This is a genomic window from Paenibacillus sp. MZ03-122A (assembly GCF_024213325.1).
Classification (GTDB): domain Bacteria; phylum Bacillota; class Bacilli; order Paenibacillales; family Paenibacillaceae; genus Paenibacillus; species Paenibacillus polymyxa_B.
Genome location: NZ_JANAVI010000006.1, coordinates 312,531 through 332,730 on the forward strand (window position 1 = coordinate 312,531; position 20,200 = coordinate 332,730).

General features: G+C 44.6%; 18 protein-coding genes. 1 reads left to right on the top strand and 17 read right to left on the bottom strand.

All coding sequences use genetic code 11. The features are described from left to right. Positions 1-15: 15 nt before the first annotated feature. Both NLX74_RS15740 and lipA read right to left on the bottom strand, forming a co-directional pair. Positions 16-867, bottom strand: coding sequence for a YutD-like domain-containing protein (locus NLX74_RS15740; protein WP_254329255.1), 852 nt, complete (start codon positions 865-867; stop codon positions 16-18). Between the two features lie 24 nt (positions 868-891). Beyond that, the gene (gene lipA / locus NLX74_RS15745; protein WP_069290345.1) at positions 892-1,794 is read right to left on the bottom strand and encodes a lipoyl synthase; all 903 of its coding nucleotides are present in this window, start codon (positions 1,792-1,794) and stop codon (positions 892-894) included. 247 nt (positions 1,795-2,041) lie between these two features. Between lipA and NLX74_RS15750 the strand changes: the two genes are divergently transcribed. Beyond that, the gene (locus tag NLX74_RS15750; RefSeq protein ID WP_254329256.1) at positions 2,042-3,148 is read left to right on the top strand and encodes a M23 family metallopeptidase; all 1,107 of its coding nucleotides are present in this window, start codon (positions 2,042-2,044) and stop codon (positions 3,146-3,148) included. 46 nt (positions 3,149-3,194) lie between these two features. On the opposite strand, the gene yunB is transcribed toward NLX74_RS15750, so the two are convergent. From yunB to licT, 15 genes are all read right to left on the bottom strand, one after another. Then, the gene (yunB, locus tag NLX74_RS15755) at positions 3,195-4,001 is read right to left on the bottom strand and encodes a sporulation protein YunB (protein WP_483311655.1); all 807 of its coding nucleotides are present in this window, start codon (positions 3,999-4,001) and stop codon (positions 3,195-3,197) included. 129 nt (positions 4,002-4,130) lie between these two features. After that, the gene (locus NLX74_RS15760) at positions 4,131-5,063 is read right to left on the bottom strand and encodes an aldo/keto reductase (RefSeq protein ID WP_254329258.1); all 933 of its coding nucleotides are present in this window, start codon (positions 5,061-5,063) and stop codon (positions 4,131-4,133) included. A gap of 83 nt (positions 5,064-5,146) precedes the next feature. Beyond that, positions 5,147-5,983 carry a carbohydrate ABC transporter permease gene (locus NLX74_RS15765; RefSeq protein ID WP_254329259.1) on the bottom strand — a complete coding sequence of 279 codons (837 nt, stop codon included), beginning with the start codon at positions 5,981-5,983 and terminating at the stop codon, positions 5,147-5,149. A gap of 2 nt (positions 5,984-5,985) precedes the next feature. Continuing rightward, entirely contained in the window at positions 5,986-6,888 is a 903-nt protein-coding gene (locus tag NLX74_RS15770; RefSeq protein ID WP_069290350.1) for a carbohydrate ABC transporter permease, read from the bottom strand. A 32-nt stretch (positions 6,889-6,920) separates the two neighbouring features. Continuing rightward, positions 6,921-8,285, bottom strand: a complete 1,365-nt coding sequence (locus tag NLX74_RS15775) for an ABC transporter substrate-binding protein (RefSeq protein WP_254329260.1) — start codon at positions 8,283-8,285, stop codon at positions 6,921-6,923. Between the two features lie 99 nt (positions 8,286-8,384). Further along, complete coding sequence (locus tag NLX74_RS15780) at positions 8,385-10,241, bottom strand: histidine kinase (protein ID WP_254329261.1); 1,857 nt, start codon at positions 10,239-10,241, stop codon at positions 8,385-8,387. Between the two features lie 23 nt (positions 10,242-10,264). Continuing rightward, positions 10,265-11,860, bottom strand: coding sequence for a response regulator transcription factor (locus NLX74_RS15785; RefSeq protein WP_254329262.1), 1,596 nt, complete (start codon positions 11,858-11,860; stop codon positions 10,265-10,267). Positions 11,861-11,928: 68 nt separating this feature from the next. After that, positions 11,929-12,618, bottom strand: coding sequence for a DNA alkylation repair protein (locus NLX74_RS15790; protein WP_254329263.1), 690 nt, complete (start codon positions 12,616-12,618; stop codon positions 11,929-11,931). A 19-nt stretch (positions 12,619-12,637) separates the two neighbouring features. Then, positions 12,638-13,255, bottom strand: coding sequence for a DNA-3-methyladenine glycosylase family protein (locus tag NLX74_RS15795; protein WP_235308403.1), 618 nt, complete (start codon positions 13,253-13,255; stop codon positions 12,638-12,640). A gap of 63 nt (positions 13,256-13,318) precedes the next feature. Further along, positions 13,319-14,134, bottom strand: coding sequence for an SPL family radical SAM protein (locus tag NLX74_RS15800; RefSeq protein ID WP_235308402.1), 816 nt, complete (start codon positions 14,132-14,134; stop codon positions 13,319-13,321). After that, entirely contained in the window at positions 14,124-14,666 is a 543-nt protein-coding gene (locus NLX74_RS15805; RefSeq protein WP_254329264.1) for a methylated-DNA--[protein]-cysteine S-methyltransferase, read from the bottom strand. Before NLX74_RS15805 ends, NLX74_RS15800 begins: the two co-directional genes overlap by 11 nt. Then, on the bottom strand, positions 14,647-15,252 hold the full coding sequence (locus tag NLX74_RS15810) for a bifunctional transcriptional activator/DNA repair enzyme AdaA (protein WP_254329265.1): 606 nt from the start codon (positions 15,250-15,252) through the stop codon (positions 14,647-14,649). Before NLX74_RS15810 ends, NLX74_RS15805 begins: the two co-directional genes overlap by 20 nt. Before the next feature lie 186 nt (positions 15,253-15,438). After that, positions 15,439-16,929: an alanine/glycine:cation symporter family protein gene (locus NLX74_RS15815; protein WP_254329266.1), complete on the bottom strand. Its 1,491-nt coding sequence runs from the start codon at positions 16,927-16,929 to the stop codon at positions 15,439-15,441. Positions 16,930-17,149: 220 nt separating this feature from the next. Then, positions 17,150-19,039, bottom strand: coding sequence for a beta-glucoside-specific PTS transporter subunit IIABC (locus NLX74_RS15820; protein WP_254329267.1), 1,890 nt, complete (start codon positions 19,037-19,039; stop codon positions 17,150-17,152). Between the two features lie 250 nt (positions 19,040-19,289). Beyond that, positions 19,290-20,120, bottom strand: coding sequence for a BglG family transcription antiterminator LicT (gene licT / locus NLX74_RS15825; protein WP_235308397.1), 831 nt, complete (start codon positions 20,118-20,120; stop codon positions 19,290-19,292). Positions 20,121-20,200: the final 80 nt, after the last annotated feature.

The window sequence follows — 20,200 nt, forward strand, 5'->3', positions numbered from 1 at the left end:
ACGGTTCCTGAAAATTCAGGAACCGTTTTGTTGTGGAGCTGTAAATGTTTTATTCTTTTTACTTCCCTCAGCTCTTTCGGCTTTAGCAGCTGGCTGGGTCTGACGCTGGCCCTCAGGTTCACGAGAGACACGAACTTGCCGTCCCTCCCGATTTTCCTTTGATTGACGCTCATAGCGTGATCCACGCGATTCTTTTTTATCGAAACTTCCCTGCTGATTGCGCTGTCTACGTGGTTCACGGGTTTGCTGCCCTTCACCCGGATTCCGTCCATCTTTTGCTTCACGTCTTTCTCTGGATGGACGACTTTCGCGAGCTTCACGCGGCTGTCGTTCACGTACTTCTTGGGCATCCTTCGGTTCCCGACGTTGCAATTCACGTGGTTCTCGGGATTCTCGAGGCTGCTCCACTCGCGATTCTTCTGTAGCTGAGGAATCCTGCTGTGGTTGCGGCCACTCCTGTTCTCCAGCTGTATGTTGCAATACTTCTTGCTGCTCTTCGGGTTCTAACGTTCCCGCTTGTTCCCTTTGAGCATCTACCAACTGCTGAATATCTGGAGCAATGATTTCATCATTGACGCCGTTTTTATTGACCACTTCACGGCTTTTTTGCAACACAAAATAGGCACAGCCAAAATTGCAGTATTCATTAATGTAATCGTCCAGTACCACTATAGATGTATCCTTATTTGCTTTGGGATGGCCATCTCGATAAAAGCCCTTCAGACGTAGCTGATTGTAACCCCAATCACCAATAATGTAATCATAGCGATCCAGCACTTCACTATACCGATCACGAAACGCTTCGGGATTCCACCCGTTCTTGTGATCCTGCAACAATTCATAGTTTTTACCACCGATTTGAAACAAGCTATTCTGACCGCCTTTCCCGGATCAAGCCTGCGAAAGGGCGCCTTCTTCCTTATGCTGAGCGGCTGACTTCACCTGCTCATGCGCTTGGTAGGAGCTGCGGACCAACGGTCCAGATTCAACGTGGCTGAATCCCCGCTGTAATCCCTCTTCCTTTAACTTCGCAAAATCTTCCGGTGGATAATATTTTTGCACATATAAATGTTTCTCGGACGGCTGCAAATATTGACCAATTGTCAGAATGTCACAATCGACTTTACGCAGATCATCCATGGCTTGTAAGATCTCGTCCCACTCTTCTCCGACACCTAGCATGATGCTTGATTTCGTTGGAATAGCCGGATTTAATTGCTTCGCATGTTGAAGCAGCTCCAGAGAGCGACGGTATTTCGCTTTAGCCCGAACCTTGTCGGACATACGCTCCACCGTTTCAATATTATGATTCAGAATATCTGGTTTGGCATCCATGACGATTCGCAGCGATTCAATATCGCCCATAAAATCGGGAATCAGTACTTCTACACTGCAAAGAGGTAATCGGCGGCGAATCGCACGAACCGTTTCTGCAAATATAGTAGCGCCCCCATCTTTCAAATCGTCGCGAGCCACACTGGTAACGACACAGTGCTTCAAATTCATGTTTTCAGCCGCTTCCGCGACGCGTTCAGGCTCCTGCAAGTCCAGTTCCGTAGGCATTCCCGTATTTACTGCGCAAAAACGACACGCACGCGTACAAATATCACCCAAAATCATAAATGTAGCTGTCCTATTGGCCCAGCATTCATATATATTAGGGCATCGTGCCTCCTCACATACGGTATGTAATGTCTTGGAACGCATCATGCTCTTGATTTCCTGATAGTTATCGCCTGTCGTAAGTTTAATACGAATCCAGTCGGGCTTAGCTTCCTTTACTTTTCTAGACAATGGCATAGACCTTCTTTCTGATAAGCTTAAGCTGTCATTGCCATACATTATAACATGAAAGCCATGGAAAAACCTCCATTCATTGTTCCCTTTTTGATATGACATTGATGCCGGAAAAAGTAAACTCTTTACATGGATAAAAGCGGCGGATATGGCTCAATCTAAACAAAAGCGCCCTATTCACGCTATTGTATACGGGCCTAGAATTTACCGGGCGATTAAGCCCTTCTATAGGAGGTCGGTTCACGTGCCTTACCCTACGCGGACAGCCCGAGCTGTTCGTTTGTTATCGCTGCTGTTATGTGCTACTACACTGACAACGGCCTGTCCGCTTCCTGCTCATGCCTTTGCCAATCACTTACAGTCCTCGTCCGCCAGAAGCAGCCAGACCGCAAATGTAGATGCTTCACATGCTCAGTCTTCGTCGTATACGTCCAGGCTGGCTTTATATCATTCCATCGAAGCCCTGACTGGAGTTCCTTGGTACAGACTGGCCGCCATCGACCAGTATGAACGCACACTTACGGTGGCCCATCCCAAGGATCGGAAGCATGCGGAACGAATCATAGGTATTTTCATCACGGGACCAGTCTGGTCCGGCCTGATGAACCCTGATTCGGAGGATCGAAATCCGCGCTCCATTGAACTATTTTCCGGGCTGGGACAAGACGGTTCGGGTGATGGAATCGCTGACCGCAATAATGACAAGGATTTGCTGTTCAGCATCGCTTCTTATCTCGGAAATTATGGAAACAACGAGGATGAATTTGGTATTGCCGTTTGGGAATATTACCATAACAGCCGCGCAGTTCAAAGAGTTCAGCAGTTTGCTAAGCTGTATCGGACGTATGGCAAGCTGGATCTGGTCAGTCAAGCTTTCCCCCTTCCTTTAGGCAGCATTTATAGCTACCGTAGCACATGGGGAAGCCGTCGCAGCTGGGGCGGCTACCGGATACATGAAGGAACTGATCTGTTTGCTGGCTATGGAGTTCCAGTTCGCAGTACCTGCTACGGTGTAGTTGAAATGAAGGGCTGGAATCCCTTCGGCGGATGGCGAATCGGAATCCGAGATCTCAACAACCGCTATCACTACTATGCGCATCTTTCCGGCTTTGACAAAACCGTTCACAACGGAGACATCGTTACACCCGGCCAGACGGTTGGGTGGGTCGGAAGCTCGGGCTATGGAAAACCCGGTACCCAAGGCAAGTTTCCACCGCATCTGCACTATGGTATATATCGGGACAATGGTTGGGCAGATTGGTCCTTTGACCCGTATCCGTTATTAAGACAGTGGGAGCAGTCCGAACGCAAAGCGCTCAAAACAGGAAAAACAAAAGGGCCCTCCTCATAGGGGCCCTTTTGTTTTTCCTAGGCAGCTCGCGTCATTCCCCTCCGCTCTATGGCGTTGGGGACTGGCTAGAGGTATTTTGGTTTTCCTGTGCCTCTGGAACACTTACTGTGCTGGGATCTATAGCGCCGCTACTCTCTATAGAATGGGGAGGCAACGCCAACTGCGGAGCGGCTGCACCATTTTTACCCACTGGTTTACCCTGATTGTCATAGTAGTACATCGGAACGTTGCCTACCACTAATAAATAAGAAACCGGAATTTCCGTCTCCACAATCTGAGGTTGCATCTCAAACGGTATAACCACGGACACTTCCGTCGTAATCCGAATGTACACTTCCACCAAGATCATGTTTATGCCCGCATCCTGTTGACGGGTATTTAAATCCACCTTGATTGCTCCATGCGGCTCCACCTTTAGGGGGACCGTTGGTCCATAAGCTGCCAACAGTGGACTGCCCAATGCCTGACCAATCGGAACGCTCTCATCAAAATGGCTCATGCTGTCCATCGTTGCCTTGACTGCTTTGAGCGTGTCTGACGTAATTCTCATATGTTCCGCATAATTCAGAACAAAACCGGAGGTTCTCCCTTGTGCATCCGTTCTCCATTCGATCAGATTATCAGCTGTCTTCCCCTGCTCTACCTGTGCTGTAATTGCTGAATTAATAGCCTCCGTCGCCATTTGTTTAACCCGCACTTTGGCCAGGTGCATCATGGGCGGCTTCAAATGCTGCTCCACATAAGCAGCCACCTGTATGATCCCTACCAGCAGCGCCAGTGCCACAATAAAAAAAAACCTACGTCTGCCGCGTCGCCTTCTGTTGGGTGCGCTGTGCCATTGCGGTCTTCTCATCATCCGATCCCCCCGCAGCGTTGAACTTACCCTACAAGGATATGCGAGTTGTACACGAAAAAGAAGCCGCCCGTCCGGCAGCTTCTCTAGATGGAACAAATATATAATTGCAAATATAAGATGCACTCATTATTTGAAAATATGGTCAATCTTTTCGATATCAGCCTGACTCAATTGGACATTTAGCGTCTTCAGATTCGCCAGCACCTGCTCCGGCCCCTTCGCCCCTGGAATGAGGGCATCAATCGAATCACGGGTCAAATACCATGCGAGTACAACATGAGCAACCTCTGCATTCAACGCATTGGCAATCTTCCGTACCTGCTCCACTTTGTCCAAATTACGAGCAAATGCATCGCCCTGAAACAATGGATTTTTCGCTCTGATGTCCGAAAAGGTCATGTCTTTCGTATACTTACCCCCCAGCAATCCCGAAGCTAGCGGGAAATAAGGTACAAACGAAATACCATTTTCCTTGGTATAAGGCAGCAGATCCTTCTCAGCTTCCCGTTGAAACAAATTATATTGGGATTGAAGCACATCTACATAACCGTCACTATTCGCATCCTTAAGTTGTTCAATGGAGAAGTTAGATATACCAATGGCCTTGATTTTGCCTTCGTCCTTGAGCTTCTTCAGTTCTCCGACTGCTTCTGCCTTCGGTGTAGTTTCGTCCGGGAAATGGATATAAAACAGATCAATATAATCGGTCTGCAATCTTTTCAGACTGGATTCGACGGATTCACGCAAAAAAGCAGGCGAGTTGTCAAAAACGACCTCTCCGTTTACGAATTTGTGTGCACCCTTCGTGGCAATAACAGCTTTATCACGCTGACCACGCTCTTTCAATACCTCACCAATCAACCGTTCCGAGTGCTCAGGTCCATAAATAAAAGCCGTATCCAGAAAATTGATGCCGTTATCCAAAGCTATGCGAACGACTTCTTTGCCCGTTTCATCATTCAAATCGGAAAAGAGATTATGTCCTCCCACTTTATTTGCACCCAAACCGATTGGTTTTACATATAAATCTGTTTTACCAAGACGCACTTGCTCTGCCAATTCACGTCATCTCCTTTTCGAAAGTTACTTCCATTTTATTATTAGATTCCAAAAAAAGCAAAATGCGTACCTGGCAGTTGTCCTCATCCTTTAATCCCCGTCAAGGCAATCCCTTCCATAAAATACTTCTGTCCTATGGCAAACAGAATAATAGCAGGCAAGACTACAATTAAAGATGCGGCCATCAAAACGCCCCATTGAGCCGAATATATTCCCTGAAACTGCTGTAGCCCAATCGCCAACGTAAATTTGCTCTCATCATTAAGGTAAACCAGCGGCCCCATAAAATCATTCCATGTGTTCAAAAACGTAAACAATCCAATGACCAAAATCGCCGACCTCGACAAAGGCAAAATAATACGGGTAAAAATCGTAAAATGATTGCCTCCATCCACAAATACAGCTTCATCCAGTTCTCGTGGTAGAGTCATGTAAAATTGTCTTAGCAAAAAAATATTAAAAACGCCTCCACCAAAAAACGAAGGTAATACCAATGGAACGTACGAATTAACCATACCTAATGCCTGCCAACCAATAAATGACGGAATCAGTGTGACTGCAAACGGAAGCATCATGCTGCTTAATAATAGAGCAAATACCTTATCTCTTCCCTTCCATCTCATTCGCGCAAAGCTATAGGCAGAAATGGTACTCGACAGAAGTACACCCGCCAAAGTACCCGCAACGACGATAAATGTATTCACAAAATAGCGTCCAAACGATAACTCTTCAAACGGCTGTAAAAAATTCTCGAGTACAAAAGGCTCTGGAATCCATTTCGGCGGGATCAAAAAAATCTGACTTAAATCCATCATGGAGCTTCGCACTAGCCAGTAAAAAGGAAACATACAAAACAGGGAGCCCACTATAAGAACTGTGTAGAGTAACACCCTGCTCCCACTCCAACCGTGTTTTTTCATCTTCATGCCCCCCCGCCTTCGTAATACACCCATTTTCGGGCTGTCTTGAACAGAAAGGCAGTGAATACCAAAACGACAATAAAGAGCACCCAAGCAATAGCACAGGCATACCCCATATTCGAAAAGGTAAATGCCTCGCGGAACAAATAAAAGGTATAAAACAAGCTGGAGTTATTGGGTCCGCCCTGAGTCATGACGTAAGGCTGAACAAACACTTGAAACCCACCGATGAAGCCCATAATCGTATTAAAAAAAATAGTGGGCGATGTCAATGGAATTGTAATATACATAAGCTTATGAAGAGCATTTCCACCGTCAATTTCAATGGCTTCATAATAATGTCTAGGTATATCTTGCAAGCCTGCCAGAAAAATAATCATGGTTCCTCCAACGGTCCACAAACTCATTAAAACCAGCGTAGGAACTACCGACCCTTCGCTATAGATCCATTGACTTTCGGGCAAATGCAGCGCACGCAGCACCACATTTAGCAAGCCAAGATCCGGATCAAACAGCCACATCCAGATCATAGACGATGCTATGAGTGGCACAATGGTAGGGAGATAAAAAACAGTCCTGAAAAAAGCCAGACCTTTTACCTTTTGATTAAGTAATATCGCTAAAAAGAAAGCTACAATAATTTGCAGGGGCACACTTAGAAACACATAATAAAACGTAACCCCGAGTGATTTATAAAAAAATTGATCCGTACCGTCAAATAAGTGGACGTAATTATCCAGACCGATAAAATGGGCTTGTGAAGCAACCTTGTAATCGGTAAGACTGAACCAGAGACTAGCGATCATCGGTCCCAGAACAAAAATGACAAAGCCGAGAATAGCAGGGGCGGCAAAAAGCCACCCCAACCCATTTTCCTTCTTACGAATAGAAGATAATGATTGCATTCTATCCCTCTCTTTCTGTCAAAACACTCACCCTATTCTTTTGGATACGTCCCCTTAAATTCCGCGTTGGCCTTTGCGGAAACCTCCCTAAATGCTTGCTCCACCGTTTTCTTGCCTAGCCATACCTGATCCAGCGCCGGGTTAATGATGGCATTGATTTTTTCCGAGTTTTTCAGATAATAGTCGTAAGAATTAACACCGTTATACAACGTTTGGTTCATGACAGCATCACGGTAACCATCGGCATGACCTGGTTTGACATCGGCCCATTTGCTAATCAAGTCTGGTTCGGTGTACCACTTTTTCATGACAGGCATCCACAATCCGCTGGAATGCATGTCAAGTCCGCTTTCAGCATCCAGCAAGAATTTATAAAACATCCATGCTTCTTTAGGATGTTTGGTTTTGGCAGAAATCACTTCCGGTTCGCCAAACAGGATCGTTTTGCTGCTCTTCAGTTTAGGTAACACGCCTACACCAAAATTCACCTTCGATTCTCCAAGATCCAATTGAACCCACTGTCCATCCAGATCCATCGCTACACGTTTACTTTGCAGTGCTACGGCCGGAGAAGGTATATTTTTGGACTGCGTCGGCGACGGTGCCACATGATAAACGTTGATCAGATCAGCCATTTTCTGAACAGCTTCAATCACATCAGGGCTCTCAAGATTAAGGGAGTCCCCTTTGTCTGAAATGACACTTGCGTTATTGGAAGGCACAAGCAAATGCCACATCCATGTATCAAACCGAACTCCATACTGTTTAATGTTACTTGCATCGAAATTGGGACTGAGCGCATTATTCCCCGCTTTATCAATGGTGAGCTTTTGTGCTGTCTCTAAAAACTGCTCCCATGTCCAAGCCTCTTCAGCCTTTACTGGTGGCAAAGCAACACCAGCCTCATCAAACAAATCTTTATTGTAATAGAGGGCGAAAGCTTCCTCAGTTACCTTGACCCCTGCCACTTTGTCCTTATCCCAATAGATGACTGAATTAGGAATAAGACTTTCCTTCGTTAGCTCCTTATCCTCCTTCAAAAATTCATTTAAATTATATAGTTTGCCTTGTTCAGCCCATTGCAGAGCCTGTGCTTTATAAATGGGAAATACATCAGGTGCCTGATTGGCAGCAAACATCGTCGTTAATTTGGTAACGTAATCTCCGGGGATATGCATATAGTTGATTTTGATCCACGGATATTTCTCTGTAAATTTTTTAGCGATTTCCTGCTGAACCTTCTTTTCATTGGTGCTACCCCAACTGGCATAGGTCAGTGTCACTTGCTCGTGACCCTGCAAATCAACTGGTTTGCTGCTGCTCTCATTTGAACTACAGGCTGACATAAGCCCAACGATCAAGCACATGCAGACGATCCATAATTTTCGTTTTAACATGAGTAACGCCCCCAAACCGGTTATTTTTTTATCTTTTCGTTTGTTGCTTCGTCACTAAACTTATTTTAGCAAACGCTTACATTTTTAAAAGTCGTACTCTCATTGGATTGGTGTCATTTGATTAGATCTATGAATTTCTCCGATGCGAATCTGGACGAATGTCCCTTTACCTGCTGGCGAGTGGAGCGTAACTCCATATTCCATTCCATATAATAGCCGTACTCTTCTGTCTACATTTTTAATGCCCGTTGATCTGATTTCTCCAGCTTGAATTAGGCGTATATGATCTTCTTGAATTCCTAATCCGTTATCCTCCACTTTAAAACACACCAATTGCTTCTCAATCCAGGCTGTGATTCTAATCAGACCTCCTGATTCCATTTCCGCGAAGCCGTGAATAATTGAATTCTCCACAAAAGGCTGCAAGAAAAGTTTGGGAACTTCCATCTGAAGCAAAATGGGATCAATATCATATTCCACCGTGAACTTGTCCTCAAAGCGATTCTGCATAATATAAATGTATTTTTCCAGCCAATTCAGATCGGTTTCCAAGCTCCATGTATCGTTTTTGTTTCGAGTAGTAATTTGTAGCATTTCCGCCAGACTAATGATCAATTGGCCCAGCTCCTGCTGTTGATGTTCTAACGCGATCCAATACATGGTCGTTAAGGTGTTATACAAAAAATGGGGGTTGAGCTGTAAATTAAGTGCCATTAACTCCGACTCTTTGGCTCGTAGACGTGACTTGTAATTTTCCTCGATTAAATCTTTAATTTTTTCATTCATTTGATTAAATCGAATCACCAGATCTCCCAATTCATCATAGCCACGTACAGGAATTCGAATATCAAAATGTCCCTTCTCCATTACTTTCATCGCCTGTTTCATATCCGTGATAGGCTTACTGATATAAACAGACAGTAAATAAGCAAGAATAACAGCAACGAGCATCATAAAACCTAAAAAAAACACCGTGTAGGTGCGAATCGTTGACAGATGTCCCAATACATCTTCCATAGGTATGGCTATATAAGATACCCAGCCCGTCGTCTTCATGGCTTCGTAAACCAGTAGTATGCTTTGACCTTTAACGTTTACCATTTTCATCCCTTGTTCCGAAGTAATGGCATCCTTAAGCCAATCCGCCACGGGTTCCCCTACTTGTTGCTGTCTATCTGAACTCATGACCATCCCGTTTTTATCATGAATCATGCCATAGGATAGATGTGCAAATCCGCTACCGGCTGCGTAATCTTCAAAACCCCCTTTTAACAAGTCAGGACGAAAATTCAATATAAGTATAGGTTTTTCCTTTCCCTCCGGAAGCGTATGGAAGGTTCCTGCATCATCTAGTGCAGTCAAATGGAGCTGCTTTACCACAGCAAATAAAGAACTAAACTCATAAGAGCCTCGTTTTAAATCCTGCTGATGGAATGTATCGGCATACGAATAAGCGGGAATCCATTGGGTAGCCCCCTCTGCTTCCACCGCCGTTGTTGCCAACGGAGAAGAATAGAACGGCTGAACAGGAATATACATCCGATCAGTGCTTCCATATGCATAATTTTGCGTCATAATTTGGGAAGCGTATACTTCCTCCATATTGCCAAAATATCTGTACAAAATTTTTGTAATGCTGCGATCAGCTCGTAACAGTGATGAAGAATCCGAAATATCCACGTTCGTAATAGTTTGAAGAAGGTCATGATCGATTGGAATCATATCTACGGTTTTTTGAATAGCTGTCAGCTTGTTATCCAGCAACTGGTTATTACTACGCAGAACGCTTGTAACGCTATCTGTTACATTTGTAGTAATATTCCGTGCGCTCGTTTCAAAGTAAACGAAACCTAGGAGCAAAACGATAAAACCAGACAACAAAAAATAGGACAGCATCAATTTCGTACGAAAGCTACTGTCCAAAAATTTTTGATACATATATTTAACTTGGCGCATCGTATCTTCCTTTCACCTAACAATCAGTTGAATTTCCTACGGAATTCTTCCGGTGTATGCAATACGTTTTTTTTGAACACTTTAAAAAAGTACTTGATATCTTTATAACCAACTTGTCTGCTAATTTCTGCGACCTTGGCGTCTGTATGCAGCAGTAAGTGCTGAGCCTTTTGCATTCTGAGCTTCACCATATATTCCGTGAACGAGAGCCCAAAATGATTTTTGAACAGAATGCTAAAATAGGACGCATTATAGTGGAAGCGCCGGGCCACGATCTCCAGACTAAGGTCTTCATGTAGATGTGCATCTAGAAATTCCTTGCACTTTCTCATAATGGGATCGCCTTTGGAGCCGTTATGAAGCTCAAGAATCAGCTCTTTTAACCATGTTGCAACACCATCCTCAAGATTCCGAAGACAGGTGGCCTCTTCGACAGCTTTGTTCAAACGTTCCGAGAAACGTGAGTAGACTTCCTCACTCCACCCTATATTTAACCGTTGTAAACTAACCAACAGAAGGTGTACCAATTTTGCTTTAAGCGCTTCAGGTGCAGGATACCCTTGCGTCATTTGTCCAATGAAATTCTGCACCCGATCCAATAGCTGATCTGGCTCTCCATTAGAGATAGCGCTTTCAATAAATTTAAAAAAGGCCATTTGTTCGTATGCGCTCATTTCTTGTACTGGCTGCTCATCATCTGAAATGACAAGGTTCAGACATCTGATGTGAGGTGTATAAAAGCGCATGGAGATTAGGCCGACGGCCTTTTCGTGAGATCGGCTTATTTGCATTTCATCAAAATTAAAAGGCTGACCCCAAGCAAACCAGATTGAAATCGCTTGCTGTTGCTCCAACTTTTTCAGCCCAGCTTGAAGTGTTCTTTTGGCCTCCTTGCCTTCAGCCCTATCCTTCCAATTCACCACTGCAACCACATGGTCTTTATGGGTTTCAAGTGGAAACACGACAGAAGACGCCCAAGGCCGCAATATTTCAACAACCGTATTACGGAGCTGAGAATACCACATATGTATATCCTCCGGGTGCGCTGCCGATGCTCCCAACGCGAGCACTTCTCCTACCCCATGCCATCCAAAGTGACTCTTTAATAGGCTTTTCTCGTTAGGCTGTAATTTGTCTGTCACACATCTGCTAAACAAATGCTCCACAAATGCAGGCATACTCTGCTCAATCTTATTCAACGCTGTTTGATTCCCACTCAGTGTTTCCTGTTCCTCTACAATGATCTTCTCCATATGTTGAATCACTTCAATAAGTTGCTGTGATTGCACCGGTTTCACCAAATAATCATTCGCCCCATACCTTACCGCCTGCTGTGCATAGCTAAATTCCTGGTAGACTGTCACTAAAATAACTTTGGTCTCATGCTGACCGAATGTTCTCAATTGTTGAAGATATTCAAGTCCATTCATGATCGGCATTTGAATATCTGTAAAAACGATTTGGATCGGTTTGGATAACGAAATGGTCAGAGCATCTTTCCCGTTCTTGGCTTCCCATACCTCGTATTCGGGACGTAGATCCCTGACCATGGCAGCCAGACCTCGACGCTGTCTAGTTTCATCATCCACAACAAGTACTCCCAGCGGGATCGGATTCACTGACTCCCCTCCTGTCGTTTTCATACACGCATTTTTTTCAGTATAACACTTACAGGTGGGAGCCGATCCTATTTTCTTTTTCGCTTCATACTGCGGATGGTCGTTTTTGTGGCCTGATCCACCCGACATGATTCCGTGATTTTTTGCAGTGCTTTGTTGAAGGTAAAATCATCTAATGTATTATGATTTAAATACGCCATGGTTACCTCAGGTAGCTTGATATAACAGATCGATATCGCCCATGCTACCGCCATTTGTACATAATAATCCTCGCGATGGGTCTGATCCAGTAAAGTAAACACCCGCTTCATATACTGTTCCTCAATATAAAAATTAAGAAGCATAACTACACCAAACCGAATTTCATATTCTTTCTTGGAGAATAGATAGGGCTGAATAAACTCCCACACCCGTTCTTTATGATGTTTCGTGATTTTCAATCCGGCACAGAAACTATCACATACGGACCAATTATCAATTTTAGGAACAAACTTGGCGGTATAACTCAAAACTTCCTCTATATCCGTTTTTACAGAACCAATCACCATACCTTGCAGCATTACTTCTTCGAAGTGTTCACTTTCAGCGGTCTCCAGGTAGAGGCGCCAATCCCCTTTGGCAATATCTTGAGCAAGCTTACGCAGCACTGGCAGACGTACACCCAGCACATTATTAATCGTCGGAAGCAATGCAGCCGTAAATTTCTGAAAATCCGCATCCACATATGACAGTATCTGTTCTCTAATTGTTTTCTCCATCATTTCCACTCCCTGATTCTTAACGAAATGAAATACTCCACAAATAAATGGAGGCCACCGAACCATAAGGCGAATAGACTCGGCGGTACTCCTCAAATTGCTGCTTGGTCAAGGTATCTAAATGGTACAACTTCATCATTCCCCGTCGAATAGCCATATCGCCCCAACTGACGACATCCGGACGCTCCATACAATTAATCAGCATCATTTCAGCCGTCCAAGGTCCTATTCCTTGCAGCGAGGACAATTTCTGAATCACCTGTGCATCGGAAAGCTCATATAATTCCTGTAAATCCAACAGGCCCTGCTCGATCGTTTGGGCTATATTAAGAATACATGTGGCCTTTTTCATGGTGATGCCACAGCTTTGAATATCTAAAGCCGACTGAACAGCTATATTTTGTGGAGTGATCACGCCTAACTTCTCCTGCATCCTTGCCCATATGGTCTGAACCACCTTGGCCGATATAAGCTGTCCCACAATCGCATGAACGAGCGCCGCAAACAGATCGGGAATGATCACACGTTCTACCTTGCCCATTTGCGTCATCGCTGCACCAAGTACGGTGTCTACGTTTTTTAGATAATTGATTTCCTTTTCCCCATAGTCAAAGTTTTTGGTCATTACGGTTTGCATTCGTTCTCCCGTTGCCCCCTTATATGGTTCACTCTTGATTCAATGGCATGGACTGCTTTTACATCAAGGTTCGAAACCTTCTTTGCTCACGTAGAGCTGTTCCTTCGGAAAAACATGGAGAAAACGCTCATAAACCGCCTTATAGGCAGCAGGATGATACCATTCTTCCAGCCCCAATGACTCGTACAGCACACCCATTTTCAAGCTACGCGTTCGTCTCCCCCCACTGCCATCTCCCATAAAATAATCATCAATACAGACACGGTTGACCAGAGGCAAAAGCTTGTCTGCAAAATGTTCACTGCTTGGAAGCATCGGAGCAATCGTAGCTTGCGTCGGTACACCTGCCTCTTTTAAGAGATGTAGCGTTTGGAGACGAGCCTGGATGGGAGGAGCCTCCGGGGTAAAATGTTTGCGTATATCTTCTCGGTCTGTTTCTACAGTCATGCTCACACGAACACGATCCCCCAATCGGAGCAGTAAATCAGTATCCCGCCGTACCAGTGGACTGCGCGTCTGTAAAAAGAGAAAATCCGGGGGATCCTCCACCATCACCTTCAGCAGAGACCGGGTCACCTCTTCCTTGTACTCGGCAGGCTGATAAGGATCTGTGCTTGACGACATGAAAATCGTGACTTTACCTTTGGATTTGGCTCTACGAAGCTCCTTGCAAAGAATATCTGCAGCCTGATTTTTAATATCAACCCATGTCCCCCACGCTTCCTTCCGAAATGTGGAGACTGGCAATTGGCGTACATAGCAATACGAGCAACCAAAGGTACAACCTGTATACGGGTTCAACGAATGTGTATATCCTGACAAGAAGCCGGTCCCTTTATTCAAAAGAGTCTTGGGGGATTTGTAATACTCATTTTTCATACTGAACCGATGCCACACTTTCCTTTTCGAGCTGCAAAAGCTTCACCTTCATGTCCAAACCACCACGATATCCGGTCATAGCTCCATTTTTACCGATGACCCGATGACAAGGGACCGTGACCAAAATCGGATTAGCACCGATGGCAGCCCCCACCGCACGAACAGAGGCTGGCTTTTGAATAGCGTTGGCAATGTCTGAATAGGATAGTGTTTCACCATACGGAATATCACACAACGCATTCCAAACCGCCATCTGGAACGCAGTCCCATGAAAATCAAAGAGCAATGTAAATTGGGCGCGCTTCCCTTGGAGATATTCAATCAACTCCTTGGCATAGGGCTGTAAAGCAGCATCCTCTTCAACTAAAGGACTGCCCGGAAATCGTCTTCCCGCCCATGAAAACAAATCCTCTACAGGTTGATTGGGCGAACTTACATAACATAGTCCTTCCGATGTAGCTGCAATATATAAATTCCAATCCTCATGTGTCAATAATGACCAATAGATCGTTTTATGTATTTGCTGTGCCATGCTGTGTACCTCCATTTTGTATTGCTTTCAATTTGAGTTGGCGATATTGCAATGGGGTGTAGCCTGTATTCTTTTTAAATAACGTAATAAAGTAAGGTGCATTGCACAGACCTACGTTCTCCCCCACTTCCGCAACAGATATATCTGAACAAATGAGCAGCTTCTTCGCTTGTTCCAACCTGGTCTGCTGTATATATTCCATTGGAGTTAGATGCGTAATCCGCTTGAAGGTACGATGTAAATGATACGGACTTCCATGGCTTATTTCAGCCAAGATGTGCAATGTTAAATCCTTCATATAGTTAGAACTCACGTATTCTATAACCAGTGCGATCCATTCATGATCAGGCAATCGTTGTCCTGTCGGTTTACATCTTTTGCATGGACGAAAATGCTGGGCCAATGCCTGCTCTGCTGTTTTAAATATACGGATGTTCTCTCTTTTGGGAGGTCGGGATTTGCAGGAGGGGCGACAAAATATTCCCGTTGTCTTCACAGCGTACAAAAATACCCCATCATATGACTTGTCGTTTTCTACAATAGCTCTCCACTCGTCGTCAGTTATGGATAAATCGGATATACTCATTCAAATCACCTCTCTAATGCAAATGTGGCCTCCCCACATATCCATGGCAGGATTTATTCAAAATCTTCTGTCTAAATTATAGCCTAAATAGTGAACATATGTACCCTTCTTGGAATGTAAAGGCAAGATAACGAAAAAAAGATGACTCCCCGCGGAGCCACCTTTGATCTTACTTATCTATCTTATTTAGGCTTGAAGCTTGCTCGATTTGGCGGTGATTGTCAACTCATCTGAAGGAGGCTGATATTCCTTTGACCAGTACTCGGTATTTGAAATACCTGCTTTCTCCGGGTCGAACACCGGGTCCAGCCCTTGCCTCCGTTGCTGTTCGTAATCCTTAAGCACAAGAAGAGCAGGCTTGGCCAACAGAATCATAGCAATCAGATTCACCCAAAGCATAATGCCGACACCCATATCCCCCAGTGTCCACGCCAGAGCCGATTCCTTGACGACCGTTCCATAGAACGTCGAACCCAGAATAACCAGCTTTAAGACGAACATGGGCCACTTTGCTTTATAATCTGCAACCAGATAGGCCATATTTGTTTCTGCGATGTAATAATAAGAGATAATGGTCGTAAATGCGAAAAAGAACAAGGTAATGGACAGCAGACTCGATCCAAAACCGGGAAATACCGATTCAATAGCAGCCTGTGTATATTGGGTTCCCTCTTCAACACCCGGAAGATGTTGCACAATAAAATCGCCACCAGGTCCCTTCACATTATACATACCAGTAAACAGGACCATAAAAGCCGTAGACGTACAGACTAAAAAGGTATCCACATACACGGAAAACGCCTGAACTAGCCCCTGTTTTGCTGGATGGGACACTTCTGCGGCGGCTGCCGGATGCGCACCAGAGCCTTGTCCGGCTTCGTTGGAATAAATCCCCCGCTTTACACCCCAAGCAATCGCCGTCCCTGCCATACCGCCGAACACAGAATCCACGCCAAAGGCACTACGAAAGATCAGCGAAAACACATCGGGAAGTGCAGTAATGTTCGTCATCATAATGTAGAAAGAAACGAGGATGTAACCGAGTGCCATAAACGGAATGACAACCTGAGCCACATTGGCAATCCTTTTTACACCACCAAAAATGATAAGCGCCAGCAACACGACTACTAAAATCCCCGAAACCTTCATTTCCATGCCAAACGAACTGTGAAAAGCTACAGCAATGGAGTTCGATTGAGTTCCCGGCATCAGTAAACACATTGCGACCAACGCAGTAACCGCAAAAATGACGGCAAACCATTTTAAGCCTGTCCCTTTTTCAATATAAAAGGCTGGACCGCCCCGGTACTGACCATCGCGCTTTACCTTATACACCTGAGCCAGTGTGGATTCTACAAAAGCTGTAGCCGACCCGATAAAGGCCATGACCCACATCCAAAATATCGCCCCAGGTCCACCCATACCAACCGCCAAAGCAATCCCAGCAATATTCCCCGTCCCTACACGCCCCGATAGTGCCATCGTAAAGGCCTGAAAGGAGGATACACCTGCCTCGGAACTTTTCCCTTTAAATACTAGGCGGATCATCTCTTTGAAATGCCTGATTTGTAGGAATCGAGTCATGATCGAAAATAACAGTCCCACACCCAAACAGACATATACCACAGGATTGCTCCAAATGACGCCGTTTACTGCCTCTGCCCACTGCTCTAACATTCCTTGTATTTCCCCCTGATCAATCCATTGATTTTCTAGTCTATGTTTTCAGAAAATTTGCATAATTACAAAAAATTATAGATTAGTTTTTACCCCCATACAAGTTAATTTAATTGACATATTGTCAATTACAAGTAGGCTTACCAGCTACATAAAATGACGACAAAAAAGCTCTGATGATCCGGGAATATGGATCATCAGAGCCTTGTCCTTAAGACATTTAGGCAATGCTTTCTTTCTCATTCAGAGCACTAGACAGTTTCAACAGTGGGGCCTGCTCCGTTACCTCTCCTTGAGCGATTGGAAGGACTTCAGTATATTCGGAAGAATTCGTAATGATAACTGGCGTAATCGTAGGATAACCCTCTGCCCTGATTTGCTCAACATCAAACTCAAGCAGTAGGTCCCCAGCTTTCACCTGATCGCCTTCTTTGATATGGGACGTAAAATGTTTACCGTCCAGCTTGACCGTATCTACTCCGACGTGAATCAGAACTTCTGCGCCATGATGCGAAACAACTGCAAGCGCATGTTTTTTCTTGAACGCCACGGTGATGGTTCCATCGAACGGGGCCACGACTCTGCCCGTTGTCGGTTGGATGGCGATCCCTTTGCCCATAGCTTCCGAAGCAAATGCAGGATCGGGAACCTCCGACAAAGCGACCACAGTTCCTTCAATTGGGCTGAGTACCTCTTCATTAGAAACAACAACTGTAGAGGTCGATTCTTTAGCCGAATTGTTAGTAGTTTCCTCTTCTTCAACTGGATCTTCAAAACCTAAAATATAAGTCAAGATGGCCGACACCAGGAATGAAACGGTAATCCCTAAAATCAATCCCGGGAATCCTTGTCCACCAGGGCCGTAAAAGATCGGCAAGGTCAGCAATCCAGGTGCGCCGGAGGCAAATGCTTGCGTTCCCGCTTGACCGATAATGGCACCACCAACGGCACCGCCGATAATACCTGCAATAAACGGACGTTTCAGTGGCAGCGTAACCCCATAGACGGCTGGCTCCGTGATGCCGAATAAAGCGGTAAGTGTAGCGGAACCCGCCAGCGTTTTCAGCTTCTTATTTTTGGTTTTCAGCATAACACCGAACGCAGCGCCGGTTTGAGCAAAGATGGAAGCCGCAGCGGAAGGCTTGATTCCGTCTCTGCCATTAACAGCAATATTATTAATGAATACAGGTACAAGACCCCAGTGAACACCGAAAATAACGAGCAACTGCCAGCAAGCACCAAGGATTGCTCCAGCTAGCAATGGACTAAAGCTAAATGCAGCAACGAGTGCAGTAGCGATCGCGTTGCCCACATACACCCCGACTGGACCAAACACGATCAGGGTTAGAGGAAGCATAATTACAAGTAAAATCAAAGGTGTAATAAAGTTTTTGACGCTCTCGTGGATCACTCGATTGCACCATTTTTCCAGCTTACTCATGACGATGACGGCTAAAATGATCGGAATAACGGTAGATGAATAACTCATCATAACAATAGGAATACCGAAAAAGTCCGTAGGTGTAGCTTCCGTTTTTAGCGTGACAATGGTCGGGTAAAGCAACCCTCCGGCAATGGTCAGGGCAACGAAGATATTACCTCCAAATTTCCTTGCCGTTGTAACCGCTAACAAGAGAGGGAGGAAATAAAACAAGCTGTCGGCCGCAGCATACAAAATCATATAGGTAGTGTCTTTCGGTAGCAACCAGCCAAGGTTACTCGCAATCAGCAGTATACCTTTCAAAATACCGGACCCCGCCATAACTCCGAGCAAAGGTGCAAAAATGCTGGAAATTACGTCGATTACGGCACCAAATCCTTTGTTGCCTTTTGCTGAATGATCTTCTTTTCCAGTTTCATTCAAGATATTGGATACATTGCCGATTGCATTATATACCTCTGGTACTTTGTTGCCGACTACAACCTGGAACTGACCACCGCTCTGCTTCACAGTGATAATTCCATCGGTTTTTTCCAACTTTCCCTTGTCTGCTTTTGCCTCATCTTTTAGCACAAAACGCAGGCGTGTGGCGCAGTGAACGAGCGATACCACATTTTTTTCGCCACCTACCAGGTGTACAATTTCCTTAGCCAGTTTTTCATAACTCATGATGGACACCTCCATGTTCTAAGGGGCTTTTTACATATTTAGGCACACAAAAAACCTAAGCCTTGAAAAATGGTGGGCACTTTAGTCCCGCGATTTTTCATGACTTAGGTTTTGCCTGCATAACCAGTAACAATCCCAGTTAAAACTTATTAAATTCCTGTTAATCTCATAATATAATCATTCTACCATATTTGTCAACAAAAACTTTTAATCGTCTATTCTTGGTCCTTTTTCGTTAAAAACGTTCGACTTATCTGTTCACCACCCGTTCAATATGCACGGTCAGATACAATTTTTCTTCGTTCGTTAATTCGTGGTTGTATTCTTTTTGCACAAAAGTTCCGATTTTCTCTGTACAAGCAGCCGCTTCCTTATGTTTTTCCTTAATCATGTCATACAAATGATCATAGTTATTTTCGTAGTGATTTCCCTTAAATACGCGCTGGGCGAAAAATTTCAGATGCGTAATAAAACGGAAATAGCTCAGAGAGTCCTCGTCGAACTCCACCTTAAAATGATATTTTGCGATATTGATAATTTGCTGGATAAACTTTGTGATACTCATGGTCGTAATGACTTCCTCGTTCATTTCAGCATTCACGATGTGAATCGCAATATAAGCCGCTTCGTCCACAGGCAGTTCAATACCGAGCCTTTGTTTAATTTGTTCCAACGTTTTCAGACCCATCGCAAATTCTTCTTTGTACAGTTGCTTGACTTCCCACAATAACGCGTTTTTGATTTCCAATCCTTCCCGGTATCTTTCAACAGCGAAATTGATATGATCGGTCAGTGAAACATAAATATTTTCGTTCAGCTTTCTATTCAGATTATGCTTGGCGTCATTAATGACTTCCTCCACAATCACAATCAAATCAAGCGGTACCTCACGCAACAGCATTTTAAAGTTATCGGACGTCTGCTTGTTTTTCAGAGCAAATACCTTCTGAATTCTGGTTTCGTCTACTTTGTCTCCAGGCTTTTTCTTAAAAGCAATCCCCCGACCCATCACCACGAGTTCGGTGCCGTCCGTCTGGTAGACGCTGATTACATTGTTGTTAATGACCTTTGCTATGTTCATCTCGATCCCCCGTTCCATATGCCAGCAAGAGCCACACATGCTCCATCCTCTTTATTGTAAACAGAAAAAAACCGAAGCAC